The sequence below is a fragment of the Variovorax sp. GW821-FHT10C12 genome, assembly GCF_059415405.1.
In genome coordinates, this window is sequence record NZ_JBWKNE010000001.1 from 1,527,776 (window position 1) to 1,546,791 (window position 19,016).

General features: G+C 69.4%; 20 protein-coding genes. 8 read left to right on the top strand and 12 right to left on the bottom strand.

Features of this window, described 5'->3' with window-relative positions; genetic code table 11:
- Positions 1 to 16 precede the first annotated feature (16 nt).
- Positions 17 to 709: a P-loop NTPase family protein gene (locus tag AC07OH_RS07195; protein WP_095948584.1), complete on the top strand. Its 693-nt coding sequence runs from the start codon at positions 17 to 19 to the stop codon at positions 707 to 709.
- A gap of 254 nt (positions 710 to 963) precedes the next feature.
- Here the strand turns inward: AC07OH_RS07195 and fabG are convergent, their stop codons facing one another.
- Genes fabG through AC07OH_RS07245 form a run of 10 tightly spaced genes read right to left on the bottom strand, consistent with a single transcriptional unit; the run spans position 964 to position 10,499 of the window.
- A complete protein-coding gene (gene fabG / locus AC07OH_RS07200; RefSeq protein ID WP_062471225.1) occupies positions 964 to 1,695 on the bottom strand; it encodes a 3-oxoacyl-ACP reductase FabG in 732 nt (243 codons plus the stop codon).
- Positions 1,692 to 2,165, bottom strand: coding sequence for a hotdog family protein (locus AC07OH_RS07205; protein ID WP_495300117.1), 474 nt, complete (start codon positions 2,163 to 2,165; stop codon positions 1,692 to 1,694). The genes fabG and AC07OH_RS07205 overlap by 4 nt, the downstream gene beginning before the upstream one ends.
- A complete protein-coding gene (locus AC07OH_RS07210; protein WP_095745353.1) occupies positions 2,162 to 2,932 on the bottom strand; it encodes a class I SAM-dependent methyltransferase in 771 nt (256 codons plus the stop codon). Before AC07OH_RS07210 ends, AC07OH_RS07205 begins: the two co-directional genes overlap by 4 nt.
- Positions 2,929 to 3,771 carry a polysaccharide deacetylase family protein gene (locus tag AC07OH_RS07215; protein WP_495300118.1) on the bottom strand — a complete coding sequence of 281 codons (843 nt, stop codon included), beginning with the start codon at positions 3,769 to 3,771 and terminating at the stop codon, positions 2,929 to 2,931. The genes AC07OH_RS07210 and AC07OH_RS07215 overlap by 4 nt, the downstream gene beginning before the upstream one ends.
- Before the next feature lie 20 nt (positions 3,772 to 3,791).
- Positions 3,792 to 6,197 (bottom strand): MMPL family transporter, encoded by a 2,406-nt coding sequence (locus tag AC07OH_RS07220; protein WP_495300119.1) that lies wholly within the window; start codon positions 6,195 to 6,197, stop codon positions 3,792 to 3,794.
- Complete coding sequence (locus AC07OH_RS07225) at positions 6,194 to 6,781, bottom strand: LolA-related protein (RefSeq protein ID WP_495300120.1); 588 nt, start codon at positions 6,779 to 6,781, stop codon at positions 6,194 to 6,196. Before AC07OH_RS07225 ends, AC07OH_RS07220 begins: the two co-directional genes overlap by 4 nt.
- Before the next feature lie 19 nt (positions 6,782 to 6,800).
- Positions 6,801 to 7,811 (bottom strand): lysophospholipid acyltransferase family protein, encoded by a 1,011-nt coding sequence (locus tag AC07OH_RS07230; protein ID WP_495300121.1) that lies wholly within the window; start codon positions 7,809 to 7,811, stop codon positions 6,801 to 6,803.
- Complete coding sequence (locus AC07OH_RS07235) at positions 7,808 to 9,523, bottom strand: ApeI family dehydratase (RefSeq protein ID WP_495300122.1); 1,716 nt, start codon at positions 9,521 to 9,523, stop codon at positions 7,808 to 7,810. The genes AC07OH_RS07230 and AC07OH_RS07235 overlap by 4 nt, the downstream gene beginning before the upstream one ends.
- 16 nt (positions 9,524 to 9,539) lie before the next feature.
- A complete protein-coding gene (locus tag AC07OH_RS07240; protein ID WP_495300123.1) occupies positions 9,540 to 10,184 on the bottom strand; it encodes a COG4648 family protein in 645 nt (214 codons plus the stop codon).
- A gap of 3 nt (positions 10,185 to 10,187) precedes the next feature.
- On the bottom strand, positions 10,188 to 10,499 hold the full coding sequence (locus tag AC07OH_RS07245) for a phosphopantetheine-binding protein (RefSeq protein ID WP_062482694.1): 312 nt from the start codon (positions 10,497 to 10,499) through the stop codon (positions 10,188 to 10,190).
- Positions 10,500 to 10,601: 102 nt separating this feature from the next.
- Between AC07OH_RS07245 and AC07OH_RS07250 the strand changes: the two genes are divergently transcribed.
- Entirely contained in the window at positions 10,602 to 12,113 is a 1,512-nt protein-coding gene (locus AC07OH_RS07250; protein ID WP_495300124.1) for a helicase HerA-like C-terminal domain-containing protein, read from the top strand.
- A gap of 10 nt (positions 12,114 to 12,123) precedes the next feature.
- Here AC07OH_RS07250 and AC07OH_RS07255 read toward each other — a convergent pair whose 3' ends face one another.
- Both AC07OH_RS07255 and AC07OH_RS07260 read right to left on the bottom strand, forming a co-directional pair.
- A complete protein-coding gene (locus tag AC07OH_RS07255) occupies positions 12,124 to 12,765 on the bottom strand; it encodes an NrsF family protein (protein WP_495300125.1) in 642 nt (213 codons plus the stop codon).
- On the bottom strand, positions 12,762 to 13,346 hold the full coding sequence (locus AC07OH_RS07260) for a sigma-70 family RNA polymerase sigma factor (protein WP_495300126.1): 585 nt from the start codon (positions 13,344 to 13,346) through the stop codon (positions 12,762 to 12,764). The genes AC07OH_RS07255 and AC07OH_RS07260 overlap by 4 nt, the downstream gene beginning before the upstream one ends.
- 86 nt (positions 13,347 to 13,432) lie before the next feature.
- Here AC07OH_RS07260 and AC07OH_RS07265 point away from each other — a divergent pair, with 86 nt between their 5' ends.
- From AC07OH_RS07265 to AC07OH_RS07290, 6 genes are all read left to right on the top strand, one after another.
- Positions 13,433 to 13,852: a hypothetical protein gene (locus tag AC07OH_RS07265; RefSeq protein ID WP_495300127.1), complete on the top strand. Its 420-nt coding sequence runs from the start codon at positions 13,433 to 13,435 to the stop codon at positions 13,850 to 13,852.
- 14 nt (positions 13,853 to 13,866) lie between these two features.
- The gene (locus AC07OH_RS07270; RefSeq protein WP_070060744.1) at positions 13,867 to 14,334 is read left to right on the top strand and encodes a DUF6152 family protein; all 468 of its coding nucleotides are present in this window, start codon (positions 13,867 to 13,869) and stop codon (positions 14,332 to 14,334) included.
- Positions 14,335 to 14,416: 82 nt separating this feature from the next.
- The gene (locus tag AC07OH_RS07275; protein ID WP_489056718.1) at positions 14,417 to 15,742 is read left to right on the top strand and encodes a GTP cyclohydrolase II; all 1,326 of its coding nucleotides are present in this window, start codon (positions 14,417 to 14,419) and stop codon (positions 15,740 to 15,742) included.
- On the top strand, positions 15,739 to 17,142 hold the full coding sequence (locus AC07OH_RS07280) for a URC4/urg3 family protein (RefSeq protein ID WP_495300128.1): 1,404 nt from the start codon (positions 15,739 to 15,741) through the stop codon (positions 17,140 to 17,142). The genes AC07OH_RS07275 and AC07OH_RS07280 overlap by 4 nt, the downstream gene beginning before the upstream one ends.
- A 51-nt stretch (positions 17,143 to 17,193) precedes the next feature.
- Positions 17,194 to 17,823, top strand: a complete 630-nt coding sequence (upp, locus tag AC07OH_RS07285) for a uracil phosphoribosyltransferase (protein WP_307635808.1) — start codon at positions 17,194 to 17,196, stop codon at positions 17,821 to 17,823.
- Positions 17,824 to 18,013: 190 nt separating this feature from the next.
- Positions 18,014 to 19,015 (top strand): BMP family protein, encoded by a 1,002-nt coding sequence (locus tag AC07OH_RS07290; protein WP_056582550.1) that lies wholly within the window; start codon positions 18,014 to 18,016, stop codon positions 19,013 to 19,015.
- Position 19,016 lies beyond the last annotated feature (1 nt).

A 19,016-nucleotide genomic window follows, 5' to 3' on the forward strand; every position in this document is an offset into this window, starting at 1 on the left:
GAGGCAGCAACCACTCATGAGCTCCATCAACTTCATCGGCGGCGAAAAAGGCGGTGTCGGCAAATCGGTCACGGCACGCGTGCTGGCCCAGTACTTCATCGATCGCAGCCGGCCTTTCACCGGCTTCGACACCGACCGTTCGCACAGCTCCTTCACCCGCTTCTACGAGGGCTTTGCCTCGCCCGTGGTGGTCGACAGCTTCGAAGGCCTGGACACGGTGGTGAACGGCTTCGAGACCAACCCGAAGCAGAGCGTGATCGTCGACCTCGCGGCGCAGACGCTGGCGCCGCTGTCGCGCTGGATCAAGGAGTCGGACCTGTTCGACGTGTTCGAGGAGATCGACGTCACGGTCAACTTCTGGCACGTGCTGGACGACGGCAAGGACTCCACCGACCTGCTCGGCACGCTGATCGACACCTTCGGCAATCGGCCCAACTACATCGTGGTGCAGAACTACGGGCGCGGCAGCGACTTCGGGATGCTGCTGGCGTCGCAGTCGCTGTCGAAGGCCAATGCGAATGGGGCACGCGTGATTGCCTTGCCTCGCCTGCACGAAGCCAGCATGCGCAAGATTGATGCGCAGAACACCAGTTTCTGGAAGGCCGTGAACGACCGCGAAGGGGCGCATGCGCTGGGTTTGCTGGAGCGGCAGCGCGTGAAGTCTTGGCTGGCTACGGCTTACGCTGCGTTCGATACGCTGCCTCTTTAGGCCTTTTGGGAGCGCCCGGCAGGCGGCACGGCGCGGTCGGCCCCACTGTGCCGGCCCTTCGGGCTGCCCTGCGGTGCTCGCGTTTCGCGGGGTCTTGCAGAACTCGCCTTCGGCTCAAACAGCTGCAAGCCCTGATCCGCGAAACGCTGCGCTCCTCGGCGGCACAGAGGGGCCGCCCACACCGCACCGCCTGCCGGGCTCATGGGTGAAGCAAACGCCCTTCCCTTCGCAAGGAAGAACCGGTCACCATGGGCTCAGATCATCCCGCCGTTGATCGAGATCACCTGCCCCGTGATGTACGCGGCTTCATCACCTGCCAGGAACGCCGCCAGCGCCGCCACTTCCTGCGGCGTTCCGGCGCGCTTCACGGGCACCATCTGGTTGATGAGCGCGGGATCGAACACCGCATCGGCCATCGGCGAAGCGATGATCCCCGGCGCGATCGCGTTCACGGTCACGCCGCGCGACGCCACTTCGAGCGACAGCGCCTTGGTCGCGCTGTTCAGCGCGCCCTTGGCCGCGGCGTAGTTCACCTGCCCCTTGTTCCCTGCGATGGCAGCGACGGACGAGATGTTCAGCACGCGCCCCCAACGGGTGCGCATCATCGGCAGCAGCAGCGGCTGGGTCACGCGGAAGAAGCCGTTCAGCGACACGTCGATCACCTTGTGCCATTGCTCGGCACGCATGCCGGGCAGCACGGCGTCGTCGTGCACGCCTGCGTTGTTGACGAGGATTTGCACCGCGCCGCCTTCGAGGATGCGTGCGCAGCCGGCCGCGCAGGCCTCGTCGCTGCGCAGGTCGAACACATGGCATTCCGCCTTGCCGCCGGCGGCGGTGATCGACGCGGCCAGTTGCTCGATGGCTTCGGGCCGCGAGTTCGCATGCAGCAGCACGGTGGCGCCGTCACGCGCAAACCGCTCCGCCATGGCCGCGCCGAGCGCGCCGCTGGCGCCGGTGATCAGTGTGCGTTTTCCTTCGAAACTCATGACGGTGTGCTTCCCATGTCCGCCAGCGGCGTGTTCAAGACCACCACGGCCCGGCCCTCGGCCAGCAGGCGGCCGTCGTCGGCCGCCACCGTGAATTCATACAAGACCTGCCGGTCGTCGCCGGACAGGCGCTTCGCCCGCACCTGCAACGCCCCGGCGATGTCGTCCAGCCGCACCACGGCCAGCTTCACGTTGCGCGCGCTGGCCAGGAAACCGGCAGACGGCGTGCTGCCCTCGACGGCCAGCAGGCCGCCGTGCAGCGCCATGGCCTGCGCCGCGTACTCGATGGCGTTCGGTGCGAGCAGGCCGCTTTCGGTGCGCAGCGGGTTGTCCGCCTGGCTGTGTGTCGTGGTGCTGCAGTGGATCGATTCGGCGTCCCAGCCTTCGAGGCGCTCCAGCAGGCACATGCTGCCGCTGTGCGGAATGCGCGCGGCGATGCCCGCGCGGTCGAGCGTCTGCGGTGCCGTCAAGCGGCAGCCTCCAGGTCGGCGACCAGCAGCACGTTGGCAAACGGCGTGCCTTCGCTCATCGGCATGCTCTGCACGCGGAAACCCAGGCGCTGCAGCACGGCGATCCACTCGGCCAGCGGGCGGCCCCAGGTCGGCGAGACCTTGTGGCCGCGGATGCGCGTCACGGTGCGATCGACCCACTGGCTGATCGCGAAACCGCGCGTGCTCGACGCATCGCCCACGCGCAGCAGCAGGCGCGCCTTCGGGTTGCCGCCACGGCGCAGCGCGTCGCGCACTCGCGTCAAGACACCTTCTTGCGCCGCGAGGTCCACGTAGTGCAGCACATCGAGGATCACGACCAGGTCGCAGTCGGGCAAGGCGGCCGAGCACATGTCGGCGCACACCAGCCGCGGCGTCGGCTGCAGGTGGCCGACCGACGCCTCGGCGCGCGCCACGTCCTTCGGCATCAGCTCGATGCCCGTGTAGTCCGCGGCGGCGGGCGTGGCGGCCCATGAGGCCGGCCAGCGTCCTTGCTGCTGCATCGCGCTCATCGACGCCAGCAGGCTCACGAAGAGGCCCTGTCCGCAGCCGATGTCGACCACGCGCCGATGTTGCGCGTCGATCAGGCCGCGTTCGAGCAGGCCGCGGAACACCGGGTCGCGCCCGAGCTTGCCGCGCGCGAACTGCCAGGCGAAGGTGCCGCCCTTCTTGTAGGGCACGGTCGCGGCTTCATGCAGCTCGCGCCAGGCTTGGTCGGTGGTCATCGTCGATGGCATCACGGCGCTCATGCGGTCTTCAATCCTTCAGGCAGGGTCACGGCGCGCAATCCGTCGGTGCGCAGGCGTTGGAGCAACAAGGGCAGGACTTCCAGTAAGACGGGTTGCCCCGCCGCGGTGCGCGCGGCATTGCCGTCGTGCAGCAGCAGGATGTCGCGCGCCTGCAGGTGGCGAGTAAGGCGCGCCATCACCTTGGTGGCGTCGCCTTCGCGGGTGTCGAAACCGCGCCGCGTCCAGCTCACGAGCGAGAGGCCGAGGCGGTGCAGCACGGGTTCGAGGAAAGGGTTGCGCAGGCCGGCGGGCGCGCGGAAACAGGTCGGTCGCTGGCCAGTCACGTCGGTCAGGATGTCCTGCGCGCGCGTGATCTCCGCCGCGAAGCCACGCGGGCCAAGGAAGGAGAAGTTGTGCCGATGCCGCGCCGTGTGGTTCTGGATGCTGTGGCCGCGCGCGACGATCTCGCGCGCCAGCGCCGGATGCGCCAGCACGCGCTCGGCGATGCAGAAGAAGGTCGCGCGCTGGCCGTGGGCGTCCAGCAGGTCGAGCACGCGGGGCGTGACCTCGGGCTCGGGCCCGTCGTCGATGGTGATCGCCACTTCGCGACGCGCACCGGCCGCCTCGGGCAGGCGCGTGACGTTCGGGCCGAGCAGGTTGCTGCGCGGCGTGAGCCCCGCACCGGTGATCAGCGCATGGTTCAGCACCACCGCGCCGAGCGCCCAGGGCCATGCGCCCGGCACCAGCACGCCCGCGCCCAGGGCCGCCACATGCACGGCCGCGCTGGCGCGCATGGCCGGCGGCCAGGGCCAGGATTCGGAGGCGGCAGAACCAGTGGGAGGGACGGAAGGCGACGACATGATGTGCCCGGATTTTCCCATCAGCGCGGTCGCTGCGGGCTCGGGCCCTTCCCGGGCGCCACGTTGCGTGCGAACGCGGCCGACAGCAGCAGCGCCAGCAAGGCGCCCGGCGCGACCACGCGGCCGATGGACGACAGCGCCGGAATGTCCGAGATCGCGATCAGCCCGAACGACACCACCGTCGTGAGGTTGGCCAGCATCAGCGAGGCCAACGTGTCTTCGTCGGCGCGACCGGTCGTGCGCAGCTGGTCGAAGAAGAGCGCGTAGTTCGATCCCACGGCGACGATCAGCAGCAGCCCCACGAGGTGCAGAATGCCGAGCGCCGCCTGCGCCAGCGCCATGCCGCCCAGCGTGAGCACCACCGCGAACAGCAGCGGCTGGCACACGGCCAGCAGCCGGCGCCATGAGCGCAGGTACACACCCAGCAGCACCACCACCGCCAGCGCGCCCAGCAGCACCTGCACGAAGGCCTCGTGCAGGTAGCGTTGGTAGAGGCCGCCGAGTTCGCGGCCGACGTCCACCACCTGCACTTCGGGCAGACCGGCCAGCGCCGCCTCGAGGCGACCCTGTTCGAAGCCCGGGCCAGGGTGCAGCACGACCAGCGTGGACCATCCACCGCCCGGCCGCTCGTACATCAGCGTGTTGACCACGGAGCCCAGCGGGCCGCCCATCAGGTCGGCCCGCTGCACGGGCGCCTGCTTGCGCGCGGCCTCCACATCGGTCACGAAAGCGCCGAGACGGGAGGCCGGCAACGGCAAGCCCTTCGTCGCTTCGGCCAGGTTGGCGCGCAGCGTGTCGGCATCGGGCAGGCTGGCCAGGCGCGCGGTCTGCGCCGCCACGCTCGGCAGCGCGCGGGTCACGGTTTCGTAGCCGCTGAGCTCGCCCTTGTCGACCAGGGCGTCAAGGCGCGCGGCCGCGGCCTCGGTGTGACGCAGTGCGGCCTGTTCGTCGTCGCCGAAGGCCACCACGAGCACACCGCCGTCGCTGGCGCCGATGTCCTTGCGCAGCGTCTCGTCGAGCTGCTGCGCCGAGCGCGGCACGGGGCTCATCGCGCTCAGGTCGGCACGCCACAGATGGCCGCCCTGCCACAGCACCAGCGCCAGCGCGGCCACGCCGAGCGCCGCCAGCGGCCAGCGCAGGCGCGGCAGGCCGCGCACCAGCAGGCCGGCCAGCCGCGCCATGTGCCGGCGCATGCCCATGCCGGTCGCGCCATCGGGCGCCAGCACGGGCAGCACGTAGCGCGTGGCGAGCGCGGCCGACACCAGCCCGGCGATCGAGAACACGCCCAATTGCGCCAGCCCCGGAAAGCCCGAGAACACCAGCGCCGCAAAGCCGCACACGGAGGTCAGCAGGCCCAGCCGCACCGTGGGCCAATGCACCTCGCGCCAGCGCTGCCAGCCGGTGCCGGCCACGGCGGCGCCGCGCGCCTGGATCAGGTAGTAGATGGCGTAGTCGACCGTCTCGCCGATCAGCGTGCTGCCGAAGCCCAGCGTGAGCCCGTGCACCGAGCCGAACACGAGGCTGACCGATGCCGTGCCGACCACCACGCCCGTGGCCACCGGCAGGAAGGCGATGACGAGCGCGCGCGGCGAGGCGAAGGCCAGCAACAGCAACACGCTCATCACGATGCCGCCCACCACCGCGAGGTGGATGGCTTCGGTCTTGATCTTTTCGCGGCTCATCACCGAGAACACGGGAGGGCCGCTCAGCAGCAGCTTCGGCGCGGCCTCGCCCATGCCGCGCGCGGCGGCTTCATAGGCGGCCTGCACCCGCGCGATGGCGACGGCCTGGGCATCGAGGTCGCCGCCGGCCGCACGCGTCGTGGCGATCATGAGCGCACGCGGCGCCTCGCGCGACATCCAGACGCCGCCTTCGCTGCGCGGTGCGCTCGCCGGCACCAACTCCATCGCGACGCGCTGGGTTTCGCCGGTCGGGTCGCGGTCGAGCAAGGGCTTGATCGCGTTGCCGGCCGGCGTGCCGAGCATCGACAGCGTGTCGATGATGGCGTCGCGCAGCCCTTCGGCCGTGAACTGCCCCGGCATCACGCCGGACGACAGCTGGTAGCGGTGATCGAACACCCAGGTGCCAGCCTCGCTCCAGTCGCTCACATCGCCGTTCTGCACCAGGTCGAAGAGCTTGCTGTCGCGCATCGCCTTGCCGACGGCGCGCGAGACTTCAGCGCGCTGTTCGACGCTGCCGCCTTCGAAACCCAGCATCAGCGTGCGCGAGGCGACGCCGCTTTGCAGCTGCTCGATGAGCACGCGCTGGCGCAGATCCGGGCTCTTGGGGAGAAAGGCCGACAGGTCGGCGCCGATCTGGGTGCGCGCAATGACGACCGCGCCGAGGGCCACGACCAAGAGCCACGCCAGCAGAACGACGATGCGGCGCGACCACCCCGGCGGGCCGCCCGCCTGCGCCAGGCTCACGGCGTCGCGCGCCGGGGAGCGCCGGCCGGCACCGCCGACGGCGGCGCGTTGGGCGAGATGTTCATGACCGAGCGATCGCCGCCCACGAACTCCATCTCCAGCCCCAGCACCTCGCCGCCGCGGCCCGTGATGCGCATGCTGCGCACCTGTGCGGCCAGCCGGCTGTCATTGGGGACCAGGTCGAGCGTCCACTGATTGGCGACGCCGGTCACGGTGCTCTTGAAATAGCGCTGCAGCGTGGTGCCGTCGCCGGTCAGGGTGCCGCGCATGGCTTCGACCAGGCCCAGCAGCTCGGGCATGCTGTCCAGCGCCAGCGTGCGGTTGCGGTTGCCGCGCGACAAGGTCAGCGTGTTGCCGTCGACCGCCATGGTTTCGATGCGCGGCGACAGCGTGCGGCGCACCAGCTTGTCGGGCGCCTCGAAGCTCAGCGTGCCGCTCGCGTCGAGCGGGCCTTCGAGGCCGTGCACGAAGCGCTGCTCGGTGAAGCGCGCCTCGCCGCTCTTCTGCTTGGACAGCAAGCCCATCAGTTCGGGCAGATCGAACGCCGCCCAAGCGGGCGCGGCGCAGAAAGCCACGGCGAGCACCACCACCCTGCAAAGCCAATCAAGCCGCATCTTCGAGCCAGAAATCATGAAAGTTGAACCAGTTGTACGGGTAGGCGCGGCACAGCGCCTCGAGGCGGGCCACATAGGCTTCGACTGCGCTGCGAATGCGCTGTTCGCGCTCCGCGGCATCGGCGAACGGCGTGCCGAAGTCGGCCAGCGGGTCGAACCGGACATCGTAGCGGGCACCGCCGCCGTACATCCCGGCCATGAAGAACACCTTACGGCGCAGCAGTGCCGCCAGCCGGAACGGACCGTCGTTGAAGACGGCCGGCTGCCCCAGGAAGGGCAGCACGATGTTGTTGCCGCGCTGGTGCGCCGGCTGCTCCTCGCTGCCCGGCAGGGTGCGGTCGGCCAGCATGCCGCCGAGGCCACCGCCGTCGAGCCAGTCGCGCAGCGCGAGCATCGAATGTGGTCGGCCCAGCGAGATCACATGGGGCCGCATCTCGGGCAGCGCGATGGCGTTCAGGATGGCGGTGATGCGCTGCGCGTTGTCGGGGTACATCAGCATCGCCAGCCGCATGCGGTTCTGGTGCTTCTGCTGCTTGCAGGCGCCGAGCACCTCGAAGCTGCCGATGTGGGCGCCGAGCAGGAAAGCGCCCCGCCCTTCGGCCGCCTCGGCCTCGATCGGGCCGTTGCCTTCGATCTTCAGCTTGAACAGGTCCATGCGCCCGCGCAGGAAGTACACGCGGTCGAGCACGGTGGAGGAAAACGCGTGCAGCAGGCGGTAGCCGTCGACCCACCCCGCGCGCGGGCCGATGGCCCGGAACAGGTAGCGCTTGATGTAGCGGCGCGGCGCCGGCGCGAACAGCAAGAAGTACAGGCTGATCGGCGGCAGCAGCAGCCGCGTGACGTGCCGCCCGCACACCAGCGCCATCAGGCAGATGAAGCGCAGCGCCAACATGTTGCTGCGCTCGGGCGCGCGCGCCCAGTCGCCCTGCTGGGGCGTCGGGCGGGCGGTCTGGCGCGCCGCTTCGTCCACGGCGCGCGTCTCGGCGTCGGTGTGCTTCATCCCGCCGACTCTGGCACAGCCGTCCAGCGGCCGGTGACAGCCACCACGCCGTCGCAGCGCACGTCGAAACGCACGCCGCGGCCGGTTCCGGCCTCCGGTTGCAGCTCGATGGACAGCGTGCTGCCGGGCCGCACGGGCGCCAGGAACTTGGCAGCCGCCAGCGTCGGGCTTGGGCCGAGCCGCGCCGACAGCGCCGGCACGCGGCGCACGACTTCCATGACTTCGGCCAGCAGCAGCGCGCCGGGCACCAGCGGCTGACCGGGGAAATGACCGGCAAAGGCGGGATGGTCGATCGGCACCGTGTGCGCCATCTGCACCGGCGTCTGGTCGTCGGCCAACTGCGCCAGCGCAAATTCGCGCAGCGCCCGCACCGTGAGCTTGCCCGTGCCTTCGCGCGGGAAGGCCTTGACCTGCACCACGCGGCGCGGCACGAACACGGGCTCCAGGCGTTGCCGCAGTGCAGCAATGATGTCGGTCGCTGACAGCGTGGGCGCGACCACGAAGGCCACCGGTCGCACCACGCCGTCGGCCACCTCGTCGGGCAGCCAGAAGGCGCCGTCGTCGACGCCGGCGATGCTGTTGAGGTGGTAGTTCAGGTGCGCGAGCGAACTGCGCCGCCCGGCGACGTGGATCAGGTCGTTGGCGCGGCCGAACAGGCGAAAGCGGCGTGCATCGAGTAGTTCGAGCACGTCGGCCATGGGCGTCGGCTCGGGAATGAAGTCGCCGCTGAAGATGAAGCGCTCGGGGCCATCGCCCTCCCCCGGCTGCGCATCCACGCGGATCTCGCCGAAGGTTTCCCAGATTTCGCTCTCGGTGGTGCGGCGCGTGGCCACCTGGCCCGACTCGGTGCTGCCGTAGATTTCGAGCAGCACGCCGCCCAGCGCCTGCTCGGCCTGCGCGGCCAGTTGCGGCGACAGCGGCGCGGTGGCCGACAGGATCAGGTCGACCGGCGGCAGCTCGATGCCCGACAGCAGCAGCGTCTTCAGGTGGAACGGCGTGGTCACCAGCGCGCGCGGACGCGGCACCGAGGCCAGCGCCTTCGCGACGTCGGCCGGAAAGAACGGCCGCCCGGTTTCAAAGGCGGCGCCGCCGAGCATCGCGAGCAGCACCGACGACTCCAGGCCGTAGCTGTGCTGCACCGGCACGGTCGCCACCAGCGTGAGCCCTTCGAGCGTGGGCCGCTGCAGCACGCGGCACAGCCGTTCGACCGCCACTTCGACGTCGCCGACCAGCGTGCGCCAGGCCTTGGCATGCGGTTGCGGCACGCCGGTGGAGCCCGACGTGAGCAGGCTGGCCGCATGCCGGCCGCCGTCGATGGCGGGCACCGGCGCATCGCCGGCCGGGCCGGGAACGGCCTCGACCTGCAGACGCCGCATGCCGGGGGTGTCGAGCTTGGCGTCGTCGGTCAGCGCGAACAGGTGGTCGCCGCCGGTTTCGGTCAGGCGCGCCAGCGTGTCCGGCCGCGCATCGGGCGGCAGCAGGCTGGCGTGGCCGCGCACCAGCGCGGCACCCAGGCTCACGGCGAAGGCATAGCGGTCGAGGCACAGATTGACGGCAGGACCTTCGGCGGGCAGTGCGGGCGCCAGGCGCGCGACGTCGGCCAGGAACTGCCGCGTGCTGACCGGCTGGCCGGCGCGCCAGGCCAGGGGCGCATCGGGGTTGCGGTCCGCGAGCAGCGGCAGGAAGGAAGAAGAAGCGGTGTCGGGGGTCACGCGGGCTGTGCCTGTTTCATTGGCCGCCAGCGCCGTTGTCCACCGTCGAGGTGCCGTAGAACGCGCGCACCGCATCGACGAGGCGCGTGCGTTCGAATTCGGGATGCAGGCGGTAGCGCACGAGGTGCTCGCCCACGAAAAGCAGCGCCACGCTCAGCGGTGACAACACGTTGGCCAGCAGCGACCAGGCCGAAAACGGCAGCGTCAGGTAGACCACGATCGACGAGGCGACCACCACGGCGAAATACACCGTCCACACCTGCGTGAGGCGCGTCGTGTACGACAGCATGTGCCCCTTCAGCGGGTGCACGCGCTGCGCGAACTGGGTGATCAGCGGCAGGCCCTTGCCGCGCAGCGTCGAGCCGAACCAGCCGCACAAGGCGCCGTTGATGCCGATGTGCTGCAGCACATACAGACGGTTCGTGTCGCCCGCCTCACCGAGGAAGACGAGCGAGAAGCCGCCGATGCCCAGCGCCGCTGCAATGGCCAGACCCCAGCGGCCGAACCAGCTGGCGGCGCAGCCCATGGCCGCGATCCACAGCGGGCCGAGCAACACCACCACAGCCCAGGGCTCGGTGGCGTGGAACAGCGTCATCCAATGGGAGAGGCCGGCATACGTGACCCCCACCAGCAGCAGGAGGACGAGTCGCCATCGAGACATGGATCAGGTGGCGCTGCGGTGCTCGGCGACGTGGGTCGCGAGCGTACGCAGCGACTGGAAGATCTGCTGGTTGCGCTCGTCGTCCGAGCGCAGCTGGAAACCGTAGCGGCGCGAGACTTCGAGCGCGACTTCGAGGATGTCGATGGAGTCGAGGCCCAGACCTTCGCCGTACAGCGGGTCGGTGGGAACGATCTCTTCAGGTGCAACCTCGAGATTGAGCGCGTTCACGAGCAACACGGCCAGCTCTTTTTCGATCGGCGACTGTTCGGATGCATCGCCAGTGGCGGGAATGGGGGGCTGAGCAGTCGATGACAAAAAAACCTCCTGAACTTTTTTCCTGAACGACCGTGCGGGGTCGTGAATTATAGGAGTGGCGGTTGATTAGACTGCGCGCTTCGATACGACCCGGAGCGCCCCATGGCCGACCCCCTTCTGATCGCACGCCACGACACCATCGAGTGCACCCTCCTGCCCGGCCTTGCCAACCGCCACGGCCTGATCACCGGCGCCACCGGCACCGGCAAGACCGTCACGCTCCAGACCATCGCCGAACAGCTGTCGAACATCGGCGTGCCGGTGTTCATGGCCGACGTCAAGGGCGACCTGACCGGCATCAGCCAGAAAGGCGCCGTCGGCGAAAAGCTGGCCGCCACGCTCAAGGAACGCGGCATCGACGTGCCCGAGCCCGCTGCCTGCCCCGTCACGCTGTGGGACGTGTTCGGCGAACAGGGCCATCCGGTGCGCGCCACCATCTCCGACATGGGCCCGCTGCTTCTGGGCCGCATGCTCGACGTGAACGAAACCCAGGCCGGGGTGCTGAACCTGGTGTTCAAGATCGCCGACGACAGCGGCATGCTGCTGCTCGACCTGAAAGACCTGCGCGCCATGCTGCAGTACGTGGGCGAGAACGCGAGCCAGTTCACCACCGAGTACGGCAACATCAGCGCCGCCAGCGTGGGCGCGATCCAGCGCGGCCTGCTGCAGATCGAGACCCAGGGCGGCGACAAGTTCTTCGGCGAGCCGATGCTCAACATCACCGACTTCATGCAGACGGTGGGCGGCAAGGGGGTGGTGAACATCCTGGCGGCCGACAAGCTCATGAACTCGCCGCGCCTGTACGCCACCTTCCTGCTGTGGATGCTGTCGGAGCTGTTCGAGCAGCTGCCCGAAATCGGCGACCCCGAGAAGCCGAAGCTGGCCTTCTTCTTCGACGAGGCCCACCTGCTGTTCAACGAAGCGCCCAAGGCGCTGGTCGAACGCATCGAACTCGTGGTGCGGCTGGTGCGCTCCAAGGGCGTCGGCGTGTATTTCGTCACGCAAAACCCGCTGGACATTCCCGATTCGGTGCTGGCCCAGCTCGGCAACCGCGTGCAGCACGCGCTGCGTGCGTTCACGCCGCGCGACCAGAAGGCCGTGAAGGCCGCCGCCAGCACCATGCGCCAGAAGCCCGGCCTGGACATCGAGACCGCCATCACCGAACTCGCCGTGGGCGAGGCGCTGGTGAGCTTCCTGGACGCCAAGGGCCGCCCCAGCATCACCGAGCGCGTGTACGTGCTGCCGCCGGGCAGCCAGCTCGGCCCGATCACGCCCGAGCAGCGCAAGGCGCTGATCGCGGGTTCGCTGGTGGCGGGCGTGTACGAGAAGACGGTCGACCGTGAATCGGCCTACGAAAAGCTCAAGGGCCGCGCCGAGAGCGCGCCCGATGCGCCGGCCGCCGGCGCCAAGGGCGGGGCCGCCGCGGAAGAATCGTCCGGCATGGGCGGCATGCTCAACGACATGCTCTTCGGCAGCACCGGCCCGCGCGGCGGCAAGCGCGACGGCCTTGTGCAGACCATGGCCAAGTCGGCGGTGCGCACCATGGGCACGTCGGTGGGCAAGGAGATCCTGCGCGGCGTGCTGGGCGGGATCTTCGGCAGCAAGAAGCGCTGAAGCAGCGCCGCTACCAGCGCAGCAGGCGCGGTCCCAGCACCGCGCCCAGCAGCACCGGCACGGCGATCCCGCTCACGTACCAGACCGCGAGGAACGGCGCGGTCAACTCCATGCAATGCAGCGCGTAGACCGACGCGCCCACACCGCCGGCCAGCGCACCGGCCGCGGCCCCGGCCAGCGCGGGCCGCGTCGGTGCCAGCCCCCGCAATGCCACGAAGGTGGCCGCGAACACCGGCAGCGCCATGAAGCCGATGCTCAGGGCGCAGATGCGCCACGACTGGCCCATCAGCGAGGGCATGCGCGCCTCGATCGGCACCGAGAACCAGACGAACGCCGCCAGCCCCCAGATCCCCAGCACCGGCAGCACCCCGCCCCACCACGCGTGGCGCACCCGCACGCCGGGCCGGGCCAGCCGCTGCACCGTCACGAAGGCCGCCGCCGCGATGCACAGCGGAAACAGCACCTTGACCCAGAACATCGGCCAGAACATCGCCTGCACCAGGTCGGGCCGCAGCCCGTACTCGCCGAACAGGATCACGAAGGACAGCGGCAGCGCGGCCAGCACCGCCAGCCCGATGCGCCCGCTGGCGCTGCGCCGCGGCACCGCCACCTCGCCGGCGGCCAGCAGGTTCACGAGGTCGTCGGTCTTCATGGCGCGGCGCCTCCCCCGAACTTCGCGGCCAGGGCCTTCAGGCCCCGGTGGATGCCGACCTTCACCGCCGACTCCGACATGCCCGTGAGGCTGGCCGTCTCGGCCACCGAGAGGCCTTCGATCTTCACGTGCACGATGGGCAGGCGCTGGCGTTCGGGCAGGGTCTGCAGCAGGCCGCCGAGGTCGCGCTTCGCATCGCTGGCGTCGGTGGCGGAATCGGCGAACACGGCGAGGTCGTCGTCCAGCGGGTCATGCAGGTCTTCGCGGACCGACTTGGCGCGCAGCAGGTCGATCATCTTGTAGCGCGCAATGGCATGCACCCAGGCCGTCAGCGGCTGGTCGCTCTGGTAGGTGTGGCGCTGGTTGTGCATGGCGAGCAGGCATTCCTGGACGAGGTCTTCCACTTCATCGGGCCAGCCGAACAGGCGCTTGCCCAGAAAAGCGCGCAGGTGCGCACTCAATTTCTGCAGGAACTCGCGGTACGCGCCGGCGTCGCCATCGAGGCCGCGAAGGAACAGGCGGCGCAAGGCCGCTTCCGCGTCGCTCGGTGTCGTCCTGCTGCCTACGGTGTTTCGTGCCATCGGGCCGGCCGGTTACAGCCTGGTGGAAAAAGATTGCAAGGGATTGTGCCGCGCCCCCACGGCGGGGCTTGCGCTAAGCTGCCCCGATGCTGGCCGGACTCGTCTCGCACCCCTGGGCCTACCCGGCGCTGGAGGCGGCGCACATCGTGGGCATCGCGCTGCTGTTCGGCGGCCTGCTGGTGTTCGAGCTGCGCGCCCTCGGCCTGGCCCGCGAGCTGCTGGCGCCGCTGCTGGCGCGCCTCACGCTGCGCCCCGCCCTGCTGGGCTTCGGCCTGTGCGCGCTGACCGGCCTGACCATGTTCGCCAGCCAGCCGGGCGAGTTGCTGAGCAACACGGCCTTTCGCGTCAAGCTGCTGCTGATCCTGCTGGCCGGCCTCAACGCCGCCTGGTTCCACCTGCGCGGCGACCTCGGCGGGCAGAGCGCGTTCGCCAGGTTTCAATGCCTCCTGTCCTTGGGGTTTTGGCTCGCTGTCATCATCTGCGGGCGCTGGATTGCCTATGTCTGACCAAGGAGAACGCGATGCTGCATCGACGCATGTTCGTGACCGGTTCGATCGCACTGGCCCTGCCCGCCTGGGCCCACCACGGCTGGAGCAGTTTTGACCAGGAGCGCCCGCTGTACCTGGAAGGCCGCGCCACCAAGGTGAGCTGGCGCAATCCGCACGGCGAGCTGGAGATCGAGCTGCCCGAGAACCTCGCGCTGCCGCCCGACCTGAAGCAGCGGCCCCTGCCGAAGCAAAGCGCCACGGTCGACGGCGCGGCGCTGCTGGCCAAGGCGCAGCTGCCGACGCGGCGCGACCGCAAGTGGCAGATCGAGCTGGCCCCGCTCACGCGGCTGCAGGCCTGGGGCGTCGAGGAGATCAAGCCCGGCACGCCGGTGGCGGTGCTCGGCTTCACCTTCACGGGAGAGAAAGGCGACGCGGTGCTGCGCGCCGAGTACCTGTTCGTGCACGGCAAGACCTACGGCCTGCGCTCGTCGCCTGCCTGAAAGCCAGTGCGGCCAGGCCGCGCGGGCCCTCGCTTGCCAGCCGCACAAGTGCTCGGTACATTGCATTTTTTGAGGGCCTCAAATGTCCGCAGACAGTACCGCGATCCCTTCCGCCTTGCCGACAGCGACTGGCGCGAGCCCGACGCAGAACCCTCCGCTTCATCCCTCGTCCTCGACCGGCCACATCCGCCTGACCTCGCATGCCGGCGGCTTTGGCGCCCTGCCCATCCATTGGAGCGCGGCCACCGCTGTCGAGCGTGGCCCCGTGGTCGGCACGACCACCAAGCGAGCACACCGCAACGTGATCGGCACGCACAGCGGCTCGTACAGCGTGTACCGCGCACTCGCCGTGGCGGCCGGCGCCCTGAAGCGCGAACACAAGGCCGACCTCACCAACACCGCGCCCACCGACGTCATCGGCCCCTATCCGCAGTGGAGCGAGCCGGGGCGCATCGTCTCGCTCGACCCCTGGGGCGCGCTGGTGGCCGACGTGTTTTCCGCCGAACTCGCGGCCGGCTACGACATCCGCCCGACCATCGCGATCACCAAGGCCCACGTGATCCTGCCCGAGGTGATCGAGGCGCTGCAAAGCGGGCGCCTGAAGGCCGACGGCCATTTCCTCACCACGGGCGGTGCGGCCATGGTGACCAAGGCGGCCATCGAACCCGTGTGGTACCTGCCCGAGGTGGCGCGCCGCTTCGGCTGCTCCGAAACCGACCTGCGCCGCACACTCTTCGAAGAGACCGGTGGCATGTACCCCGAGCTGGTCACGCGCTCCGACCTCGAGGTGTTCTTGCCGCCCATCGGCGGGCAGACGCTGTACATCTTCGGCAACCCGCGCGACCTGGCCAACCCCGACGTGGAACTCACCGCGCGCATCCACGACGAGTGCAACGGCTCCGACGTGTTCGGCTCCGACATCTGCACCTGCCGCCCCTACCTCACGCACGCCATCGAAGAATGCATCCAGGGCGCGCAGCGCGGCGGCGTGGGGCTCATCGCCTACTCGCGCAAGGAAGGCCGCGCGCTCGGCGAGGTGACCAAGTTCCTCGTCTACAACGCCCGCAAGCGCCAGGTGGGCGGCGACACGGCCGACCAGTATTTCGCGCGCACCGAGTGCGTGGCCGGCGTGCAGGACATGCGCTTCCAGGAGCTGATGCCCGACGTCTTCCACTGGCTGGGCATCAAGAAGATCCACCGCCTCGTGTCGATGAGCAACATGAAGTTCGACGCCATCACCGGCTCGGGCATCGAGATCGGCGAGCGCGTGAACATTCCCGACGCACTGATCCCGGCCGACGCCCGCGTCGAGATGGACGCCAAGATGGCGGCCGGCTATTTCACGCCCGGCCCGGTGCCGGACGCAGAGGAACTGAAAAAGGCCAAGGGCCGGGGATTGAGCGAATGAGCCGAAGCACCGACATCGACCTGCCCGCCGACGGTTCCGGCAGCCTGCGCCCCGGCGGCGCGGGCAATGTCGACCCGTCGATCGAATTCACGCCCGACACCGGGCACCCGGCCGGCGCCGCCAGCCTGCTGCGCACCACCACCGCCATCCGCCAGCGCGCGGGCGCCCTGCTGGCGCGCGCGCGCCGCGGCGAGTCGCAGTGGTTCCGCATCGGCAGCGACGACGCGCTCGAAGACGCGGCGCGCACCGTGGCCGAGGTCACGCGCGAGCGCTACCCCTGGGACACCATCCCGTACCACAGCCGCTGGCGCCACTTCGAGGCCGGCGGCGTCGACCGCCGCCTGCAGCTCGACGCGCTGCTCGGCAAGGGCATCGACGCCCGCCAGCGCGCCCGCGCCCACATCGACCTCACGCTGGTGAGCGTGCTGCTCGACGCCGGCGCCGGCCCGACCTGGCACTACACCGAACCGGCCACCGGCCTGCGCTTCACGCGCTCCGAAGGGCTGGGCGTGGCGTGCTTCCATGCGTTCACCAGCGGGCTGTTCTCGTCCGACCCGAACCACCCGCTGCAGGCCGACGCAGCCGGCCTGCGCGGCCTCGTGACCGAGCGCCTGGGCGACGCCTTCCAGGTGAGCGAGGTCAATCCGCTGGTCGGCCTGGCCGGGCGCGCGGTGCTGCTGCGCCGGCTGGGCGAGGCCATGAGCGAGCAGCCCGAGACCTTCGGCGATGACGGCCGGCCCGCCGGCCTTTTCGATGCGCTCGTGGCCCCGCTGGGCGCGGCCTCGCCGCCCACGGCCGAGATCACGGCGCACCAGATCCTGTCGCTGCTGCTCGACACCCTCTCCCACATCTGGCCCTCGGCCAACGCCATCGACAGTCTGGCGGCCGACGGCAGCGACAACGCGGGCGGCATCGGCTCCGGCGACCCGGCCTTCGCGCTGGGCGACTGCTGGCGCCACAGCGCCGTCACCGGCCCCGGGCTCACCAACGGCTGGATGCCGTTCCACAAGCTGTCGCAGTGGCTCACGTACTCGCTGCTCGAACCTTTTGAATGGGCCGGCGTGAAGGTGCGCCACCTCGACGCGCTCACCGCCCTGCCCGAGTACCGCAACGGCGGCTTGCTGATCGACAGCGGCGTGATCGTGCCGCGCGAGGCGGCCTTTCTCACCCGCCGCTGGAAGGCGAGTGACGAATTCATCGTCGAATGGCGCGCCCTCACCGTGGCGCTGCTCGACGAAATCGCCCCGCGCGTGCGCAAGGTGCTCGACCGCACCGAGGAAGAGCTGCCCCTGGCCTGCGTGCTCGAAGGCGGCACCTGGGCCGCGGGCCGGGTGCTGGCACAGCGCTTGCGAAACGGTGCGCCACCGCTGCAGATCGAGAGCGACGGCACCGTCTTCTAGTCTTTTAGACTCTCCTGTTTTTCCGCAACAGCACACCAAAAGAAGACTCCAATGAGCAACGTCCACCTCGTCGACCACCCCCTCGTCCAGCACAAGCTCACGCTGATGCGCCGCAAGGACGCCTCCACCAACAGCTTTCGCCGGCTCTTGAACGAAATCAGCATGCTGATGGCCTACGAGGTCACGCGCGACATGCCGATGCAGGATATCGAGGTCGAGACCCCGCTGGAGACCATGCAGGCCAAGGTCATCGACGGCAAGAAGGTGGTGCTGGTGTCGATCCTGCGCGCCGGCACCGGCATCCTGGACGGCATGCTCACGGTGGTGCCGGGCGCGCGCGTCGGCCACATCGGCCTGTACCGCGACCCCAAGACGCTCACGGCCGTCGAGTACTACTTCAAGATGCCCGGCGAGATGGAGAACCGCGACGTGATCGTGGTCGACCCGATGCTGGCCACCGGCAACTCGGCCGTGGCCGCGGTCGAGCGGTTGAAGGAACTCAACCCCAAGTCGATCAAGTTCGTCTGCCTGCTGACCTGCCCCGAAGGCGTGGCCACGATGCAGAAGGCGCACCCGGACGTGCCGATCTACACCGCCGCGATCGACCGCGAGCTGGACAGCCACGGCTACATCCTGCCGGGCTTGGGCGACGCCGGCGACCGCATCTTCGGCACGAAGTAGGCTCGCCCCCAGGCTTCGCGCACTTCGTGTCGCTTCGCCAACCCCCTACCGGGGGCAACACCTGAGGCCCGGCAAAGCCGGTTCCTCGGTGTTTGCTGGAAGGGAGCCTGCCGCGAGCGGCCGGCTCTGTTTGGTGGGGTGGGCATGGGGATTGCAGGGTGGTTCTTTTATTTCAATCGAGGAGAAGACCGTGACAGCACGCCGTCAGTTGATCGTTCGTTCCATCGCCGTTGCCGCAGCGCTTGCGGCGGGCGCCCCGGGCCTTGCGCTCGCGCAGGCCAAGCTCAAGGTGGCTGCCGTGTACACGGTGCCTTTCGAGCAGCAATGGGTGGGCCGCATCCACAAGGCGCTGAAGGCGGCCGAGGCGCGGGGGGAGATCGAATACAAGGCCACCGAGAACGTGAGCAACGCCGACTACGAGCGCGTGATGCGCGAGTACGCCACGGGCGGCAACCAGCTGATCCTGGGCGAGGTGTTCGGGGTGGAAGCGGCGGCGCGCAAGGTCGCGAAAGACTTTCCCAAGGTGGCGTTCCTCATGGGCTCGTCGCTGAAGCCGCAGGCGCCCAATTTCTCGGTGTTCGACAACTACATCCAGGAGCCGGCCTACCTCAGCGGCATGGTCGCGGGCGGCATGACCAAGAGCAACCGCATCGGCATGGTCGGCGGTTTCCCGATTCCCGAGGTGAACCGGCTCATGAACGCGTTCATGGCGGGCGCGAAGGAAACGAACCCGAAGGTGGAGTTCAGCGTGAGCTTCATCAACAGCTGGTTCGACCCGCCGAAGGCCAAGGAAGCGGCCTTCGCGATGATCGACAAGGGCGCCGACATCATGTACGCCGAGCGCTTCGGCGTGTCGGACGCGGCCAAGGAAAAGGGCAAGCTCGCCATCGGCAACGTGATCGACACGCAGGCCCAGTACCCCGACACGGTGGTGGCCTCGGCGCTGTGGAACTTCGAGCCCTCGGCCGACCGCGCGATCAAGCTGGTGAAGGAAGGCAAGTTCGCCGCCGAGGACTACGGCGTGTACTCGCACATGAAGCACAAGGGCTCCGAACTCGCGCCGCTGGGCACCTTCGAGAAGAAGGTGCCGGCCGACGTCGTGGCCAAGGTGAAGGCGAAGCAGGCCGACATCCTGGCCGGCAAGTTCACCGTGAAGGTGGACGACGCACAACCCAAGTCGACGGCCAAGTGAA

Coding starts and splice junctions, on each gene's coding strand:
- AC07OH_RS07195 (WP_095948584.1), top strand. CDS start 17: ATGAGCTCCATCAACTTCATCGGCGGCGAAAAAGGCGGTGTCGGCAAA.
- AC07OH_RS07210 (WP_095745353.1), bottom strand. CDS start 2,932: ATGAGCGCCGTGATGCCATCGACGATGACCACCGACCAAGCCTGGCGC.
- AC07OH_RS07280 (WP_495300128.1), top strand. CDS start 15,739: ATGAGCCGAAGCACCGACATCGACCTGCCCGCCGACGGTTCCGGCAGC.
- AC07OH_RS07230 (WP_495300121.1), bottom strand. CDS start 7,811: ATGAAGCACACCGACGCCGAGACGCGCGCCGTGGACGAAGCGGCGCGC.
- fabG (WP_062471225.1), bottom strand. CDS start 1,695: ATGAGTTTCGAAGGAAAACGCACACTGATCACCGGCGCCAGCGGCGCG.
- AC07OH_RS07270 (WP_070060744.1), top strand. CDS start 13,867: ATGCTGCATCGACGCATGTTCGTGACCGGTTCGATCGCACTGGCCCTG.
- AC07OH_RS07265 (WP_495300127.1), top strand. CDS start 13,433: ATGCTGGCCGGACTCGTCTCGCACCCCTGGGCCTACCCGGCGCTGGAG.
- AC07OH_RS07260 (WP_495300126.1), bottom strand. CDS start 13,346: ATGGCACGAAACACCGTAGGCAGCAGGACGACACCGAGCGACGCGGAA.
- AC07OH_RS07275 (WP_489056718.1), top strand. CDS start 14,417: ATGTCCGCAGACAGTACCGCGATCCCTTCCGCCTTGCCGACAGCGACT.
- AC07OH_RS07240 (WP_495300123.1), bottom strand. CDS start 10,184: ATGTCTCGATGGCGACTCGTCCTCCTGCTGCTGGTGGGGGTCACGTAT.
- AC07OH_RS07215 (WP_495300118.1), bottom strand. CDS start 3,771: ATGTCGTCGCCTTCCGTCCCTCCCACTGGTTCTGCCGCCTCCGAATCC.
- AC07OH_RS07250 (WP_495300124.1), top strand. CDS start 10,602: ATGGCCGACCCCCTTCTGATCGCACGCCACGACACCATCGAGTGCACC.
- upp (WP_307635808.1), top strand. CDS start 17,194: ATGAGCAACGTCCACCTCGTCGACCACCCCCTCGTCCAGCACAAGCTC.
- AC07OH_RS07255 (WP_495300125.1), bottom strand. CDS start 12,765: ATGAAGACCGACGACCTCGTGAACCTGCTGGCCGCCGGCGAGGTGGCG.